Raw genomic sequence first — 17,570 nt, 5'->3', positions numbered from 1 at the left:
TCGGCCGCGCGGGCCGTCTACGAAGAGCATTATATCATCCCATCGCCGTTTTGCCGACGGCCGAAGCGTCTTCGTCCTCGAACGCCTTCGGATCGTTGACCCACGGCGTGACCCCGAGCAGCATTTTGCGCATGTTCGTCGCCGCCGCGGCCTTCAGCGCCTCGGACGGCTCGTAGCCCGGCCACGTGCGCAGACAGGACTGGGCGTAGTTGTAGATGAGCGAGCGCCGGGTGACGTCCGAGACGTTGCTGAGCGCCGAATGGTACGTGTACGCGTTGAAGATGACGGCGGTGCCGGCCTTGACGTTCATCCGGGCGTGGCCGGGCATGTCCTCGGGCTTCTCCGCCGCCGGCAGCTCGTCGTTGCGCATCCGGTTGCTGCCCGGCAGGAACGCGAGGCAGCCGCCGTCGTACGGCACGTCGGAGAGAAAATAGAACACCTTCACCATGAACGGCACCGGCTTCCCGTTCATGACGATCTGCGTGGAGGAATCGCGGTGCCACGACGTATGCGCCAGCTTGCCCGGCGGCTTCAGCATCGCCTCGTTGTCGATCATGACGAAGGAATCGCCGAGCAGATCCCGCAGGATCCGCATCATGCGCGGATGCTCCATCAGCTCCGCGAACGGCTCGCCGTGCTCGATAATGCCGCAGATCTGCCGCACGTAGTTCAGCGCGCCCGTCGCCGGATTTTCGGCGCCCGAGGCTTCGAACCGCGCGAACGCCGCGTCGACCTCGGCGTTGTACGCGTCCGTCTCCTCGCGGCCCAAAAAATTCTCCACGACCAGATACCCGTCTCGTTCCCACATCGATTGCTGTTCTTCGGTCAATCCGTGCAAAGTCATCGTCCATGCCCTCCCGTAGCGGAATGCTTGATTTGATTCCAGTGTACGACGAAGGCGAGGGCAAGAAAAGAAACGCGATTGCCGAATACCCACCATAAATTGCGGTCTTTGCGGAAGGCGGAAACGGCGCTCAGGAGCGCCGCAGGCTCTTGCGGAAATCCCGGGGCGACGCCTTCTCGATCCGCAGGAAGGCGTGCAGGAACGCGTTGTAGCTGGAGAAGCCGCTCCGCTGGCCCGTTTCGCCGACGGACAGCGAGGTGTTGGCGAGGAGCCGCTTGGCATGGCGGACCCGCTTCAGCAGCACGTATTCCTTCGGCGTCACGCCGTACTGCTTCTTGAACTGGCGGATGAAATGATACAGGCTGAGCGCCGCGACGGACGCCAGCTCCGCGACGTCCTCCACGTCCAGATAATGCGCGTCGATATGGGCCTTCGCCCGCTTCAGCGCTTCGGGTTCCGCGCCGTGGCCGGCTTGCGGCGACGCGCCGAGCTCCTGCTTCAGGCGGCAGACTTCGAGCAGCAGCTCGTAGAGGAGAACGGACTGGGCCAGCTCGGACGCGGCGTCGTCCGCCATCGCGCCGATCAGCTCCGCGAGCAGGCGCTGCGCGGGATTCGCGCGCGGCAGCGCCTGCAGGACGACGCACGACGCGCCGCCGAACAGCTTCGGCCAGTAATGCTCCATGTCCGCGCCGTCGAACACGAGATAATCCATCTCGAACGGATCTTGGTCCTCCGTGCGGTAGGCATGCGGCAGGCGCATGTCGTGCAGGACGCAGTCCCCTTCGACGACGTCGATCCACCGGTTGGCGTGCTTGAACGCGCCCTGGCCCTTCGTGACGAGCATGATTTCGTAGGCGGGGTAATAGTCCCGCGTATAGAGGAACGCCCCCTTCGGCGCGTCGCGGCCGCCGATCAGGCCGTAGAGCAGCCGGTTGCGGGCGAACTCGCCGGGCGTGTTGACATGTTGGAAGGTTTCCATCGGAACGGTTCCTTTCGCTGGCTTCGCTTGTCTCTCTTCAATATATAGTATAGCGCGTCCGCGGCGTGGGCCGAACGATGGATTTCAAGGGGAACCGGAGGGGGATTTTTGCGGATTTCCCCGTATAGGAATAGGCATTGAGGACATTTAACGGTATAATACCCGATAGGAAGCCCAAAATATCTGTATAAGGAGTATTCACATGGCTAAAACATTGATTTTCGGACACAAAAACCCGGATACGGACACGATCTGCTCGGCTATCGCCTACGCGGACCTCAAGACGAAGCTCGGCCAGGACGTGGAAGCGGTTCGCCTCGGCGACGTGAACGGCGAGACGCAATTCGCGCTGGACAAGTTCCAAGCGGCCGCGCCGCGTCTGGTCGAGACCGTCGCGAACGAAGCGGAAACCGTCATTCTGGTTGACCATAACGAACGCCAGCAAAGCGCGAGCGACATCGAGAAGGTGCGCGTCGTCGAAGTCATCGACCACCACCGCATCGCGAACTTCGAGACGGCCCACCCGCTGTATTACCGCTGCGAGCCGGTCGGCTGCACGGCGACGATCCTGAACAAGCTGTACAAAGAAAACGGCATCGCGATCGAGCCGAACGTCGCGGGCCTGATGCTTTCCGCCATCGTATCCGATTCCCTGCTGTTCAAATCGCCGACCTGCACGCCGGAAGACGTGGCGGCGGCGCGCGAGCTCGCGGCCATCGCGGGCGTGGACGCGGACGTCTACGGCCTCGACATGCTGAAGGCCGGCGCGGACCTGAGCCAGAAGACGATCGCGCAGCTGATCTCCCTCGACGCCAAGGAATTCTCCATGGGCGGCAGCAAGGTCGAGATCGCGCAAGTGAACGCGGTCGACGTGAACGACGTGCTCTCGCGCCAAGCGGAAGTGGAAGCGGCGCTGAACCAAATCATCGCGGACAAAGGCCTCGACCTGTTCGTGTTCGTCGTGACGGACATCCTGAACAACGATTCCGTCGCCCTGGCGCTCGGCAGCAAGGCAAGCGCGGTCGAAGCGGCGTACGGCGTGAAGCTGGACGCCAACAAAGCGGTGCTGAAAGGCGTCGTCTCCCGCAAATCGCAAATCGTTCCGGTGCTGACCGAAACGCTCGGCAAATAAGCCGATACGCCCCGCGTATCCCGAGGCGCCCCGCACGGCCGATGGCCGGCGGGGCGCTTTGTCGTTTTCGGGCGTATCGGGCGTATCGGGCGTATCGGGCGTATCGGGCGTATTGTGCGTCGGGGGGGACCGGGACGGGCGAATGCCGGCCGACGCGGGCAAACGGCCTCCGGTCCCAGGCGCCCGGAAGCGGCAAACACCCGGGGCCGCCCGGTCAACGCGAGGTTGACCATGGCGAGCCTCCGGGTGTCCGGCGCGTGCCGCGGCTTCGGGCCGCGCCGCCGCGTTAAGGCAGGTTCCGTCCCAGCGCGGCCGTGTACAGCCGGTACCAGTCCTCGCGGGCAAGGCGCAGCGTCGCCGCGTCCTTGCAGGCGCGGATCCGCTCGGGATTGACCGTGCCGATGACCGGCTGGATGCCGGCCGGGTGCGTCATGAGCCACGCGAGCACGACGGCTTCCGTCGTCGTGTCCAGCCGCTCGGCGAGCTCGGCGACGAGCTTCGCGGTCGCGGCGACTGACTCGCTCTGCCCTTCGAGCGAACGGCCGGAGTAGATGCCCTGCGCGAGCGGTCCCCACGATTGCAGCTGGATGTTCTCGAGCCGCATGTACTCCATCGAGCCTTCCGGGAACACGTTGTCGCGCGCCGTCTCCTGGTTGACGCTGATGGCGGTGTCGAGGAAGCCGTGCTTGCGCAGGCTCATCTCCAGCTGGTTGACGATGAACGGTTCGCCGCTGTACGCGGCCAGCAGGCGGATCTGGCCTTGGCTCATGTTGGAGACGCCGAAATGGCGCACCTTGCCCGACGCCTTCAGCCGCTGGATCGCGCGCGCCGTTTCTTCGGGATCGACGAGCGGATCCGGACGGTGCAGCAGCAGGATGTCCAGGTACTCCGTGCCCAGCCGCTCCAGGATGCCGTCGACGCTGCGCACGATATGCCCTTCCGTGAAGTCGAACCGGTGCGGGCCTTCCTCGTCCGCGAAGCGGATGCCGCATTTGGATTGCAGGATGATCTCGCCGCGCATCGACGGGCGTTCCTTCAGCACCTGGCCGAAGACGCGCTCCGCCTTGCCGGCGGCGTAAATGTCCGCATGGTCGAACATGTTGATGCCGATCTCGAGCGCGGCGTCGAGCGCCTCGCGGCCTTGCCGGTAGTGCTCGGCGGTAATCGCCGATTGGGCGTTCCAGTCGCCGCCGAGGCGCATGCAGCCGAGCACGAGCTGGCTGGCGGGAATGCCGCGGGTTTGCAGCGGAATCGGTTTCGTCGTCATAGGGTCCTCCGTTGTGGTATCTTGGATTCAACAGCTCTTGCCCATTATGTTGCAGGGCGCGGCGAATGAAAAGTACTGAAAATAGGGTTAGGTAATGAGCCGCGGTATACCTACTGAGGCCGAGTATAGCGCACCGCGGCCGTCCCTCCGCGGGCATCCGCCGCCGCAAACCCGGTAGAAGCGCGCCTCGCTGCGATAAGAATAGCCATAGGCAGGCGGCCGGCGTTTCTGCTATCGTAGCCGTACGGGGCAAAAGGAGAGACTGGGGACATGGCACGCTTCCCGACCAATCCGCTGACGCGGATGAACGTCATGCAACAGATCATTTTGCTCTTCATCGTCATGGTGAGCCCGATTCTGCTCCTGCAGTGGTACGGCAGCTCGAAGGCGGAGCAGATTCTGAAGAACCACGTGACGAACGCGTACGCGGAGCTGAACAAGCAGAACATCGCGCTCTTGAACCGGGACATAGACACGGTCGCGAAGATCACGACGACGATCATCCAGAACCCGCTCACGCAGCAGCTCATTCCGAGCGACAAGGATACCGTCTTCGAACGGGTGCAGGAGTACGCCAAGCTCGACAAGCTGATCGCGGGCTACTCCATCGCGGTGAACGGCGGGGAGGCGGTCTATTATAGCCTCTACGTCTACGATCCGCGCAACTACTATTCGTTCGCGCCGAAGCTGCCGATGACCCAGACCGGCGTCTATTTCTTCCAGGACCGCGACAAGCCGGCTTGGTTCGACGAAGCGGTGGCCAAGAAGGGCGAAGGGTACATGAAGCTGATCCGCACGAACGTCGGCTTCTCCGCGCAGACGACGCTGGCGTACATCCGCGCCGTGTCGAACATCAGCGACTACGGCGTCATCGGCGTGCTGGTGGCCGCGAAGATGGATAAGAAAATCCAGGAGTCCCTGCAGAGCGTCTCGCTCCCGGACGGACAGATTTACTTCACGGACAGCGCGAACCGGGTGCTTGCCGCGACCGCCTCGGGCGCCATCGGCTCGGCGCTGCGGCTGCCGCCGGAGGCCGCGGCGCTGATGGCCGGCAAGGACGGCATGATCAACCTCATCACCCCGGCATTCATCTACGTCATCAACGACAACCGGCTGCTCCGGCAGAAGCTGGTGTATAAAATCCCGGTCGACTCGCTGCTGCAGCAGCAAAACGAGCTGAAGCGCGTCATCCAGCTCATCTCGGTCGTCTACGTCCTGTTCGGCATCATCGTCATGCTTTATTTTTGGCAGTCGCTCATGAATCCGCTTACGCGGCTCGCGCATTTCGTGCGCGGCTTCGAGCCGGGGCGGCGCGTGCCGGAGACGCCGGGCAAAGGACGCAAGGACGAGGTCGGCCAGCTGATCTCGTCCTTGTACGACATGGCGCGGCGGCTGAACGTGCTGATCCATTACAAATACCAGAGCGAGATCAAGGAGAAGGAAGCGCAGCTGCAGCTGCTCTACCAGCAGATCAACCCGCATCTGCTCTACAACACGCTCGAGAGCATCTATTGGAAGAGCTCGCTCGAAGGCAACTCGGAATCGGCCGAGATGATCAAGGAGCTGTCGAAGCTGATGAAGATCAGCCTGAGCCGCGGCCGCGAGCTGATCGCGCTGGCGGAGGAGACGGAGCATGCCCGGGCGTACGTCAGTCTGCAGACGATGCGGTACGAGTACGGGTTCGCCGTCGTCTGGCGGGTGCCGGAGGAGCTGCACGACAACCTCATTCCGAAAATCACGCTGCAGCCGCTCATCGAGAACGCCATCATCCACGGCGTGCGCCGCATGGGCGAGGACGGGGAGATCCGCATCGCGGCGCGGCTCGCGGACGGCGAGAGCGTCGAGATCCGCGTCGAGGACAACGGCTACAAGAAGGTCGACTTTGACGCCCTCCACCGCCTGCTGAACGAAGAGAAGGGCGACCCGTCCATCGGCTACGGCATCCGGAACCTGCACCAGCGGATCCGGCTGCATTTCGGCCCGCGCTACGGCATCCGCTACGAGAAGCGCGAGGAAGGCGGCACGGCCGCGATCATCCTCCTGCCGCGGACGGTCCGCGAGCCGCGGCAGGAGGGATAAGGCAGACTCATGGAACGTAACGCGAGCGGAAGGCGGCACTTGAATCTGGAGAAGCGCCAGATGAATGCTGCGCTTAGACGCAAACCAATCACAGCCCGAATAAAACCGATAGATCGTTGATTCAAAATATTCGGGCCGCAACAGCGATCGGAAGATCAAATGACGCCTGGAGCGGTTCGCTGTTGCGTTCGATTTTTAAGAGGGGGCATTCACCATGTACAACGTGCTGGTCGTCGACGACGAACCGCTCATCTGCAAAGGGCTGTGCAGCCTGCTCGCCTCGTCCGGGCTCGCGATCTCGCAGCTGTTCACGGCGCATAACGGTTACGAGGCGATGGACTACCTGCGCATGGAGGACATCGACCTGCTGATCACGGACATCCAGATGGGCGAGATGAGCGGCATTCAGCTCATGCACCAGGCCAAGATGATCAAGCCGTGGCTGCAGGCGATCGTCATCTCCGCGCACGAGACGTTCCAGTACGCCCAGCTCGCCATCCGGCTCGGCGCGAAGGACTACCTGATCAAGCCGCTGAACGGCGAGCAGTTCCTGGACGCGGTCCGCAACGTGCTGCTCGGCGTCAACAAGGCGGTGCCGCCCCAGGACGAGACGCTCGCCGGCTTCCGCGAGCAGTTCCGGCTCGAGCAGCCGACGCCGGAGCGGACCGCGCTGTTGAACCGGCTGCTGGCGGAGCCCGCGTCGGCGGCCGAGACGGCCGAGCGGCTGCAAGCGCGCTTCGGCACGGAGCTGTCCGGGCCGTACTATGCCGTCTTCCGCGTGCGGCTGGGCGCCGCGTCCGAGCTGCTGCAGTACGCCGCGCTGAACGTCGCCATGGAGCTGCTCGACCAGGAATGGCGGCCGGTCGCGTTCTACGACGGGGACGACGCGGTGGCGGTCATCGTCCAGTGGAGCGACGCGCGGTACGAGGAGAACGGCACGAACAAGATCGACCAGCTCGACATGCTCGGCCGCAGCCTGCACGCGAACATCGCCAAGTATTTGCGCGTCCCGTGCGTCGTCGGCATCAGCCAGATTCTGCGCGGCGCGGCGTTCCTCGGCGAGCTCGGCGCGCAGGCGGCCAAGGCGGTCCGGTGGAACGAGGAGCACCGGGAGCTCGGCGTGTTCTACTACGGCGACTTCAGCTGGGCCCGCTATGCGCAAGGACAGGAACCGTCCGAGGAAGAGATGGCCGCGCGCAACAACCTGATCGTGGAGAAGGCCAAGGCGTACATCGACGAGCATTACGCGCAGAAGGGGCTGACGCTGCACGAGGTGGCGCAGAAGAACCACGTCAGCCCGAATTACCTCAGCTACCTGTTCAAGAAGAACACGGGGCATAACTTGTGGGAGTACGTCATCAAACTGCGGATGGAGGAGAGCCGCCGCCTGATTCTTCGCACCGACCTGCGCCGGTACGAGATCGCGGAGCGCGTGGGCTATGAATCGCCGGAGCATTTCAGCAAAATCTTCAAAAAAGTGTACGGCGTCAGCCCGACGGAACTAAAGAAGTGAAGGAGAAGTAACCGAAGAGAGCCGCTGCCGACGGCAGCCGCGAGAAGGAGGAATTCCCCATGACAGATCCGCAAACCGCCGAACGCTTCGTGCAGGCCCGATTCGGCGAACGCGCCCGATCGCTCGCGCCGCTCGCGTCGGGCGGCTGGTCGAGCGCTTACGCGCTCGTGCTCGACGGCCGCGACACGGTCATTCGCTTCGGCGCCTACCGGGCCGACTTCGAGAAGGACCGCGCCATGGGCGCGTATGCGACGGCCGCGCTGCCGATTCCGCGGGTGCTCGAGCTCGGCGAGACGGAGAGCGGCTATTACGCCGTCTCCGAACGCGTCCGGGGGACGAAGCATCTCGAAGAGCTGGACGGACCGGAGCTGGAGCAAGCGCTGCCGCTGCTGCTCGACGGGCTCCGCGGGCTGCAGGAGGCGGATCTCGCCGGCACGCAAGCCGCCGGACTGTGGCGCCCGGAGGGGGAAGGACCGAGCTGGGGCGAGGAGCTGCTGGCGGTGACCGGGCCCCGGGATCGGCTCGCGGGCTGGCGCGAGAAGCTGGCCGCCTCGCCGCGGGAGGCGGCCGTCTTCGACGCCGGCGCGGCGAAGCTTCGCGAGCTGGCCCCGCGGCTGCCGGAATGCCGGGGACTCGTGCACAACGATCTGCTGAACCGCAACGTGCTGGTCGACGGCGGGCGGGTGACCGGCGTGTTCGATTGGGGGAACGCGTTCTACGGCGACCCGCTTTACGACCAGGCGCTCTTCCTGTATTGGCAGCCTTGGTTCCCGCATTGGCGGGGCCTCGACCTGCCGGCGCTGCTGGACCGCCACCGGGCGAAGCACGGCGGCCCCCCGCCGCGGATGGAGGAGCGCCTGCTCGCCTGCCTGCTCCACATCGGGCTCGACCATATCGCCTACAGCGCGTTTCGCGGACGCGCCGAGGATATGCGCGGCAACGCCGAACAAGTGTCGGGCTATCTCTAGGCAGATCCGTTTACGCATGCCGCGCAAAGCCGCTTCGCTGGACGAAGCGGTTTTTTTGCGTTTCCGTAAAGAGACCGCCCGCAACACTGGGATAACATACCGGGTCTATCATGGGGACAACTGGCCGGCCTCGCGACGCTCCGGGAGCGGCCGCCGACAAGACCGATTGGAAAGTTGAGGTTGAAATGGATACGAAAAAATGGTACAAACGACTGCTGTTTTCCCACTTCGCCATCCTGTTCATCGCCGGCGCGGTCATCAGCGGAGGCGTCTACGCCGTGACGTACGCCAACGCGGCCGCCGATATGAAGAAGTCGAACCGCGCGTACGCGGAGCGCGTCCAAGACGGCATGACGTCTTCCCTCAAGGACATCGAGCTGATGCTCGCCAATCAACTCGTCAACAACGAAGCGATCGACGGCTTCTTCAACGACCCCTCCGGCAGCTCCAAGCTGGCCGCTTACCAAGCGTCCGGACAGATTGCCAAGATCCGCAACAACCCGCTGATCCACTCGGTGTACTTCTACCGGCAGCGCGACCGGACGGTCCTGACCGGCGGCTACCGGCAGGCGCTGGACGATTTTCCGGACAAGCCGTTCCTGCTCGAATTGGAGGGGAAGCCGCGCGCCGATCATTGGTCGGCGGTGCGTACCTACAGCGAATTCCCGCTGATCGACCCGCCGGAGCGGATCATCTCGATCGTGAAGAACGCGCCCCATAATCAGGGGCTCGTCGTGCTGAACGTGAAGGCGGACGCGCTGCTCGCCGCGGCCGCGAAGCAGAGAAGCGGCACGCCCAACTATATGGATATCGCGGACGGCGACGGACAGCCGCTCTATTCGACCGGACCCCCCGCCTCCATCAGGAGCGGGACGCTGACCCGCCTGCGCTCCGACTATATCGGCTGGCGCTTCGCGAGCGGCACGGCCGGCGTGAATCTGGCCGCCCAGGCCGCCCGCCGCGCCCTGCTGCCGCTGGCGGTCATCCTTTCGGGACTCGCGGCCATCGTCGCGTTCATCCTCTACATGACCCGCCGGAACTACCGGCCCATCGAACGGATGGTGCGCCGGGTCTCGACGTACGGCGGCGAGCGCGGCGAGGCGGCGGGCGACGAGTTCATGCTCATCGAGAGCGCCTTCGATACGATGCTGAGCCGCATGGCTCTCATCGACCGGCAGCAGGCCGAGAAGAACGCGATCGCCGCGCGCGGCCGGCTGTTCGCGGAGCTGCAGGACGGCGGGCAGGGGCCGTCCGCGGAGGAATGGGCCGAGTACGCCCGGCTGCTCGGGCTGCCGGAAGATCCCCGCGGGATCGCGGTCGCGATCGCGGAGATCGACAAGTACGTGCCGCGGATGCGGCAGAACCGCCAGGCGCTGCTGGACGACAAGCGGCGGTTGGAAGCGGAGGCGCTCCGGGCCGCGCATGAAGCGGCCTGCGTCCTCGGCTTGGAGTGGATCTCCGGCGACCGGCTGGCGATCCTGATCCGGGAAGCGCCGTCGCCGTCTCCGCCCGGCGAGCTCCCGCCGGTACGCGGCATGCTGGACGAGCTGCGGATGCGGGCCGGGCGCGAGCTGGCGTTTACGGTCACCATCGGCCTCGGCTCCGCGGCGGCGGACGTGGCCGGCGTCAAGGCCTCCTTCTCCGAGGCGCTCTCGGCGCTGCAGTACAAGATGACCGCGGGGAACGACCGGCTGCTTCTCTACCGGGAGATCCGGGACAAGGAGCACCGCGTCGACTCGAACTGTTTCCGCTGGCTGGAGGACATGGTCCATCATTTCCGGATCCCGTCGCCGGCGTGGGAGGCCGATTTTGCCCGGATCTTCGATCATCTGGAGAAGCGGGTGCTGCGGAACGAGGAGCTGCAGCTGCTGCTGAACTATCTGACTCACCGGTTCGCGCGGGAGATGGAAGAGATCTCGCCGGAAATCAACGAATATTGGCATGGCGTCACCATGCCGAGCTTGGCCGAGGCGCTCCGGGAGTCGTGGACGATGCGGGAAATCCGCGAACGGTACGGCGCGCTGCTGCGGGAGCTGTACGGTCGGTACGCCGCGATTCTGGAAGCCGGCAGTCCGTTTCACTTGATTTTCGACGTCAAAACGTATATCGAAGCGAACTTCGCGAACCCCGACCTGTCCTTGAATCACATCAGCGACCGGTTCGGCATCAGCGGGAAATACGTCAGCCAGCTGTTCAAGGACCGGTTCGACGTCAAATTCGTCGACTTCCTGATCGGGCTGCGCGTCCGGCAGGCGCAGGCGCTGCTGCTGGAGACGGAAACGTCCATTCACGAAATCGCCCGCCAAGTCGGCTACGAGCATGCCATCTCCTTCGGCCGCATCTTCAAGAAGACGGTCGGCGTCTCGCCCGGGGACTACCGCCGGCAGATGCTGCGCGGGAGAATCGGACACGAGTGCTGAATCCCCGCACGCCCGAAAAACCGCCGGAACCGGCGGTTTTTCGACCTTTCGTATAGCGGCCGAATAAGGTTGGTTCCGCCGGAAACGCGGCCGCGGCGACGAATCCGACGTTTGGTATGGCGCGCGGAAACGTGTAAATTGCCGCCTCCCGCTCCCCGCCGCTACACTCGGGGTGCAGTCCAAAATACGATAGCGAGGTGTTTGGAGGTTATGAGAAGGAAAGCACGCGGTTCCATGCTGGCGCTCGTGGCGGCGGCCGTGCTGGCGGCGGGATGTTCGCAGGCGAAGAACGAGGCCGGCGGCAACGCCGCGGCCGCGCCGGCCGGCGGCGCGACGGAGACGAAGCAGGTCACGCTGAAGGTCGGCATTTTCGACCGGGGGAATTCGCCCGCGGGGGTCACGGTCACGGACAACTATTGGACGCAATACGTGCAGAAGAACTTCGGCGACCCGAACAACATTAAAGTAGAGTTCGTGCCGATTCCGCGCACCGACGCCACCGACAAGGTCAACGTCATGATGTCGAGCGGCGATGCCCCGGACATCGTGTTCGCCAACACGAACGTGCTGACCTCGTACGGCTATGCCAAGGACGGCGGGCTGCTCCCGCTCGACGACCTGCTCGACCAATACGGCCCGAACCTGAAGACGTACCTGGCTTCCACGCTCGACCGCGGCAAGGTGGACGGCGTGCAGTATTCGCTCCCGGGGCTGCGCGTCAACACGGGCAAGTACGAGAACCTCATTCGCAAGGACTGGCTGGACAAGCTGAACCTGCCGATGCCGCAGACGACCGACGAGGTGTACGCGACGCTGAAGGCGTTCAAAGAGAAGGATCCCGGCCAGACGGGCGGCAAGGTCATTCCGCTCGGCTTCTCGCTGACGCCCGCCTCCATCGAGCCGATCGTCTGGTCGTTCATCCAGGACGGCTTGAGCGACGAACAGCGCTACACGCTGTCGGAAAGCCTGGGCTACCCGGTGCTGCTGCCCGGCCACAAGGACGCGGTCCGGTTCCTGAACAAGCTGTACGCCGAAGGGCTGATGAGCCCGGACTTCTCCCTCGACAAGGACGAGAAGCAGCTGTTCCAGGACGCCATGACGGGCAAAGTCGGCATGTACAGCGACAACCTCGGCAACAGCTACAACGACACGCCGGGCATCGCCAAGGTGCTGGCGCAGAACGTGCCGGGCGCCGACCTCGCGCCGGTCGATCCGTATACGAACGACGCCGGCAAGCATATCAAGCCGGAGTACGATCCGACGGGCTTCTTCCTCATGGTGCCGGCCGCGAGCAAGCGCGGCGCGGAAGCGATCAAGTATCTCGACTGGATGGCGCAGAAGGACGTGCTGTTCACGGTCTTGAACGGCGTCGAAGGCGAGGATTACACGCTCGTGAACGGACTCCCGCAGCGCAGCGGCTCCGACGAGACGAGCAAGCGGATGTACAACGCGAACGACATCGCCATGATTACGCAAGGCGAGGATTTCGGCAGCGACGAGAAGAACTGGGAAGCGGCCGCGGCCTCGGTGCCCGAACCGTTCCGGCAGCACGTGATCGACGCCTACCGCATGTCGCTGACGGACACGGTCAACTACGCGAACTTTACGACGCCGATCGAAGCCGAGACGAAGTACATGCCGACGCTGCAGGACAAATACGACGAGCTGATCGTCAAGAGCATCATGGCGAAGCCGGCCGATTTCGACAAAACGTATGACGACCTGCTGAAGGATTACATGGCGAGCGGCGGCGACGAGATCGTGAAGGAGCGCACGGAGGCATTCAAGAGCTTGAACAAATAGAGGTGAACGGCGTGTCCAATAAACGGCTTTATTTCGCTCGGAATTGGCAGCTGTACGCGCTGCTGGTTCTGCCGCTCGCCTACTTCCTGATCTTCAAGTACGGTCCGATGTACGGCATTCTCATCGCGTTCCAGGACTACAACCTGTTCAAGGGCATTACGGGCAGTCCCTGGGTCGGACTGGACGTCTTCCGGGAAATCTTCGGCATGAGCGGCTTCTACGAGGCGCTGCGGAACACCTTCCTGCTGAACCTGCTGGACCTGCTGGTCTCCTTCCCGGCGCCGATCGTGCTGGCGCTGCTGCTGAACGAGCTGGCCGGCCGGCGGTTCAAGAAATTCGCGCAGACGGCGCTGTACCTGCCGCACTTCCTGTCCTGGGTCATCATCGGCGGGATGATGTACCAGGTGTTCGCGACCAACTCGGGCATCGTCAACGAGCTGCTCGGACGGCTGGGCGCCGCGCCGATACCGTTTCTGACCGATAAGTACGACTGGCTCGTCACGTATCTGGCCGTCGGCGTCTGGCAGAGCGCGGGCTGGGGCACGATCGTCTACCTGGCCGCCATCGCCGGCGTCAACGCCGAGCTGTACGAAGCCGCCGCCGTCGACGGGGCTGGGCGCCTGCGCCGGATCTGGTCCGTGACGCTGCCCGGCATCCGGCCGACGATCGTCGTCCTGCTCGTGCTGAAGATCGGGGAGCTCGTCCAGATCGGCTTCGACCGGCCCTTCGTCCTCGGCAACGTGAGCGTGCGCGATTTCTCGGAGGTCATCAGCACCTTCGTGTACAAGACGGGCATTCAGACGGCGCAGTTCTCGACGGCCACGGCGGTCGGCCTCTTCCAAGCGGCCGTCGGCATCGTGCTGCTGCTGGGTTCGAATTATCTCGCCAAAAAAATAACCGAGAACGGAGTTTTCTGACGATGGCCGAGAACGCGCGACGGATGGCGGGCCGAAGCGGCGGGGGCCGGCTGTTCGAGACAGTCAACGCCGTGCTGATCGCCGCGCTCGTCATCCTGTGCCTAGCTCCTTTGCTGCATATCGCCTCCATGTCGCTCAGCTCGAACCGCGCCATATTGTCCGGCGACGTGACGATTCTGCCGCTCGGCTGGAACGTCGACGCCTACCGGATCGTCTTCCGGGACGACACGATGCTCCGGGCGCTGCTGGTGTCGGTCGTGCTGACCGTCAGCTACACGTGCCTGGCGATGCTGCTGACGATCGCGGCCGCCTACCCGCTGTCGAAGCGGCTGCGCGGCAAGAAGATCGTCATGTTCCTGATCCTGTTCACGATGTTTTTCAGCGGGGGGACGATCCCCGATTATTTGCTCATCCGGAGCCTGCATCTGACGAATCACATCGGCTCGCTGATTCTGCCGGCGATCATCAATCCGTTCTTCCTGATCATTCTGATCACGTTCCTCCGTTCGCTGCCGGAAGGCCTGACGGAGGCGGCGGAGATGGACGGCAGCAGCCACTTCCGCACGCTGACGCGGATCGTGCTTCCGCTCTCGCTGCCGGCGCTGGCGACGCTCAGCTTGTTCTATGCCGTCGGCCGGTGGAACGGCTTCATGGACGCGCTGATGTACATCACGAACCCGAAGCTGTACCCCATTCAGCTCAAGCTGTACCAGGTCGTCATGAACAGCATGACCAACGATCCGCTGTCGACGCAGGGCGACCAGCTCGTCGCGATCATGCCGGAGAGCATCAAGGCGGCGAGCATCATGTTCGCCACGGTGCCGATCTTGATCGTGTACCCGTGGCTGCAAAAATATTTCATCTCCGGCGCGATGCTGGGCTCGGTAAAGGAGTAGAGGCACGGATGAACACCGATGGATTTTCGTTCTCCACCTGCTGGAACATCAAGCAGCATCCGGACGACGGGCGCGGCATGATCGAAGGGATCCGGGCGCTCGGGTTCGGCAGCGTCGAGCTCAATTACAACGTGACGCGCGCGCAGCTGGCGACGATCGAGCCGATGATCGAGGCGGGCGAGATCCGCGTCTCCAGCGTGCATCACGCGTTTCCGTTCGCGAACGACAAGGATTTCGACACGGATTCGCTCATGCTCGGCTACGCGGACGAAGCGAAGCGCAAGCATGCGGTGGAGCTGCTCAAGCAGTCGATCGAATACGCCGACCGCTACGGCGCGGGGGCGGTGGTCGTCCATCCCGGCGAGGTGCCGTTCGAGACGAACGTCGATGCGGAATTAAAGCGGATCTACCGCGAGCAAGGTAGGGATTCGGACGCCTATGCCGCGCTGTGGGCGGAGATGGCGGAGCGGCGGGCCCGGCTCGCGCCCGAATACCTGGCGCGCATCCGGCGGAGCCTGGAGGAGGCGTGCGAATTCATCGCCCGAAGCGGCTACCGCGTCGCCGTGGGCATCGAGACGCGGGCGCGCTGTTATCAGATCCCGACCCTGCGGGAAGCAGGCGAACTCATCCGCGGCCTCGAAGGCGGGCCGGTCGGCCTCTGGTACGATATCGGCCACGCCATGATGATGGAACGGATGGGGCTGTACGACAACGCGCAGGATCTGCCGGACGTCGGTCCGCTTATCGTCGGCGTGCATATCCACGAGACGATCGGGCTGTCGGACCACTGGTGCCCGTACGTGCACAGCGGGGACGACGTTTATTTCGACCGGTTCCTGCCGGTCATCGATCGCGCGCCGATCAAGGTGTACGAGCTGAAGGCCGCCTGCGAGCCGGACGACATCGCGCGAAGCCACGCGCTCATCGCGAACAAACTAACCGCATTGAAAGGATGAAGCAAACCATGACGAATTGGAACGCCGACTGGATCGCAACCTATGCCCCTTATCTGTATTTCGACCGCAACGAGCCGTTCTTCCCCGTCCGCGTGGGCATTACCATGCTGGAGGCGTCCGGACCTTCCCCGTCGACGCGCCGCACGTTCGAATTCAAAGACCCGAACCTGCAATGCATCATCGAATACGCGATCTATTGGGATTACGACATCCAGCATCTGTACGAGCTGGAGCACGTGTGGGTGTACGTCGGCCGGGACGGCGAGGTGCTGGACTGCGACGCCAGCTTCCACGGCACGCACTTCAAAGGGCTGCTGCGCGACCGCAGCAACCTCGTCGACGGCACGCACGTCAAGCTGTATTCCCAACCCGGCAAGCACGCGTTCATGCCGCAGGCCGACATGTTCTACCTGCTGCCCGATCTGATGGTCGCCACGGACGAGACCGCCGGCCGGCGGGGGCTGCTCGTCACCGGTCCGTTCGACGGCGTCTATTCGACCGACGACGAGACGAACCGGCTCGTGGAGCGGTACTTGAAGACGTTCCGCTTCAAGCCTTCGATGGAATTCGAGGAATATCGCATCGATCCGTCGTTGTATACGACATGGCCGGAGCTGCGCAAGGAGGTTCCGCTGCGCATTCAGAACTGTCTGGCGGACATCAAAGAAGCCCTGCGAAAGGAGGATTCGGCCCATGCGTGACCGCTTGAAAGTCGGCATCGTCGGCTGCGGCTCGATCGCGAACGGCAAGCATCTGCCCTCGCTGAGCAAGCTGCCCCACGTCGAGCTGAGCGCGTTCAGCGACATCGCGGCCGAGCGGGCGGAGCAGGCCGCGGAGAAGTTCGGCGCGCCCGGCGCCCGCGTCTACGCGGATTACCGCGAGCTGCTGCTGGACGGCTCGATCGACGTCGTCCACGTCTGCACGCCGAACGACGCCCACGCCGAGGTATCCATCGCGGCGCTGGAAGCCGGCAAGCACGTGATGTGCGAGAAGCCGATGGCGAAGACGGCGGCCGACGCCCGCCGCATGGCGGAGGCGGCCCGGCGCACGGGCAAGAAGCTGACGATCGGCTACAATAACCGGTTCCGGCCGGACAGCCAATACATGAAGCAGGCTTGCGCGAACGGCGACTTGGGCGAGATTTATTTCGCCAAGGCGCACGCGCTGCGCCGGCGGGGCGTGCCGACCTGGGGCGTGTTCCTGGATCGGGAGAAGCAGGGCGGCGGCCCGCTGATCGACATCGGCACGCACGCGCTCGACCTGACGCTGTGGCTGATGGACAACTACGAGCCGCGCGCCGTGCTCGGCACGTCGTACCGCAAGCTGGCGCCGCGCAAGGGCGCGGCCAACGCCGGCGGCTCCTGGGACCCGGAGACGTTCACCGTCGAGGACGCGGCGTTCGGCATGGTCGTCATGAAGAACGGCGCGACGGTCATGCTGGAGTCGAGCTGGGCGATCAACATGGTCGACACGCTGGAAGCCCGCTACACGCTGTGCGGCACCGAAGGCGGCGCGGACGTGAAGGACCGGCTGCGCCTGAACGGCGAGAAGTACGGACGGCTGTACGAGAACGAAGTGAAATTCGACGTCAAGGGGGCCGACTTCTTCACGGGACGCAAGGAAAGCATGCACGACCGGGAGATCCGGCTGTGGATCGAAGCCGTCCTGAACGACACGCAGCCGGTCGTCACGCCGGAGCAGGCATGCGTCGTGTCGGAGATCATCGAAGCCGTCTACGAATCGAACCGTACCGGACGCGCGGTCTATTTCGACTGAGCCAACCGGAGGATGGAAAG

14 protein-coding genes are annotated in these 17,570 nt (G+C 64.0%); 11 read left to right on the top strand and 3 right to left on the bottom strand.

The annotated features are described in order from the left end of the window. Positions 1–34 precede the first annotated feature (34 nt). Both BMZ79_RS23515 and BMZ79_RS23510 read right to left on the bottom strand, forming a co-directional pair. Complete coding sequence (locus BMZ79_RS23515; protein WP_177222293.1) at positions 35–844, bottom strand: phytanoyl-CoA dioxygenase family protein; 810 nt, start codon at positions 842–844, stop codon at positions 35–37. A gap of 130 nt (positions 845–974) precedes the next feature. Beyond that, entirely contained in the window at positions 975–1,823 is an 849-nt protein-coding gene (locus BMZ79_RS23510) for a helix-turn-helix domain-containing protein (RefSeq protein WP_090644685.1), read from the bottom strand. 202 nt (positions 1,824–2,025) lie between these two features. On the opposite strand from BMZ79_RS23510, the gene BMZ79_RS23505 reads away from it, so the two are divergent. After that, positions 2,026–2,955: a manganese-dependent inorganic pyrophosphatase gene (locus BMZ79_RS23505; protein WP_090644682.1), complete on the top strand. Its 930-nt coding sequence runs from the start codon at positions 2,026–2,028 to the stop codon at positions 2,953–2,955. A gap of 286 nt (positions 2,956–3,241) precedes the next feature. Here the strand turns inward: BMZ79_RS23505 and BMZ79_RS23500 are convergent, their stop codons facing one another. Then, on the bottom strand, positions 3,242–4,222 hold the full coding sequence (locus BMZ79_RS23500; protein ID WP_090644679.1) for an aldo/keto reductase: 981 nt from the start codon (positions 4,220–4,222) through the stop codon (positions 3,242–3,244). A gap of 270 nt (positions 4,223–4,492) precedes the next feature. Here BMZ79_RS23500 and BMZ79_RS23495 point away from each other — a divergent pair, with 270 nt between their 5' ends. From BMZ79_RS23495 to BMZ79_RS23450, 10 genes are all read left to right on the top strand, one after another. Beyond that, complete coding sequence (locus BMZ79_RS23495) at positions 4,493–6,301, top strand: cache domain-containing sensor histidine kinase (protein WP_090644677.1); 1,809 nt, start codon at positions 4,493–4,495, stop codon at positions 6,299–6,301. A gap of 214 nt (positions 6,302–6,515) precedes the next feature. Next, complete coding sequence (locus tag BMZ79_RS23490; protein ID WP_090644674.1) at positions 6,516–7,814, top strand: response regulator; 1,299 nt, start codon at positions 6,516–6,518, stop codon at positions 7,812–7,814. A gap of 59 nt (positions 7,815–7,873) precedes the next feature. Then, positions 7,874–8,782 carry a phosphotransferase family protein gene (locus BMZ79_RS23485; protein ID WP_090644671.1) on the top strand — a complete coding sequence of 303 codons (909 nt, stop codon included), beginning with the start codon at positions 7,874–7,876 and terminating at the stop codon, positions 8,780–8,782. A gap of 185 nt (positions 8,783–8,967) precedes the next feature. After that, positions 8,968–11,202 carry a helix-turn-helix domain-containing protein gene (locus BMZ79_RS23480; RefSeq protein WP_177222292.1) on the top strand — a complete coding sequence of 745 codons (2,235 nt, stop codon included), beginning with the start codon at positions 8,968–8,970 and terminating at the stop codon, positions 11,200–11,202. Positions 11,203–11,412: 210 nt separating this feature from the next. After that, on the top strand, positions 11,413–13,005 hold the full coding sequence (locus BMZ79_RS23475) for an extracellular solute-binding protein (RefSeq protein WP_090644667.1): 1,593 nt from the start codon (positions 11,413–11,415) through the stop codon (positions 13,003–13,005). An 11-nt stretch (positions 13,006–13,016) separates the two neighbouring features. Next, positions 13,017–13,922, top strand: coding sequence for an ABC transporter permease (locus tag BMZ79_RS23470; RefSeq protein WP_256253054.1), 906 nt, complete (start codon positions 13,017–13,019; stop codon positions 13,920–13,922). Between the two features lie 2 nt (positions 13,923–13,924). Next, positions 13,925–14,818 (top strand): carbohydrate ABC transporter permease, encoded by an 894-nt coding sequence (locus tag BMZ79_RS23465; protein ID WP_371263778.1) that lies wholly within the window; start codon positions 13,925–13,927, stop codon positions 14,816–14,818. Between the two features lie 8 nt (positions 14,819–14,826). Continuing rightward, positions 14,827–15,774, top strand: coding sequence for a sugar phosphate isomerase/epimerase family protein (locus BMZ79_RS23460; RefSeq protein WP_090644664.1), 948 nt, complete (start codon positions 14,827–14,829; stop codon positions 15,772–15,774). Positions 15,775–15,782: 8 nt separating this feature from the next. Beyond that, the gene (locus BMZ79_RS23455) at positions 15,783–16,475 is read left to right on the top strand and encodes a hypothetical protein (protein WP_090644661.1); all 693 of its coding nucleotides are present in this window, start codon (positions 15,783–15,785) and stop codon (positions 16,473–16,475) included. Then, complete coding sequence (locus BMZ79_RS23450; RefSeq protein ID WP_090644658.1) at positions 16,468–17,550, top strand: Gfo/Idh/MocA family protein; 1,083 nt, start codon at positions 16,468–16,470, stop codon at positions 17,548–17,550. The genes BMZ79_RS23455 and BMZ79_RS23450 overlap by 8 nt, the downstream gene beginning before the upstream one ends. Positions 17,551–17,570: the final 20 nt, after the last annotated feature.

It is taken from the genome of Paenibacillus sp. UNC496MF (assembly GCF_900113915.1).
GTDB classification, from domain to species: domain Bacteria; phylum Bacillota; class Bacilli; order Paenibacillales; family Paenibacillaceae; genus Paenibacillus_Z; species Paenibacillus_Z artemisiicola.
The sequence above is the reverse complement of the archived record's forward strand: the minus strand, read 5'-3'. Positions and strand labels throughout refer to the sequence as shown.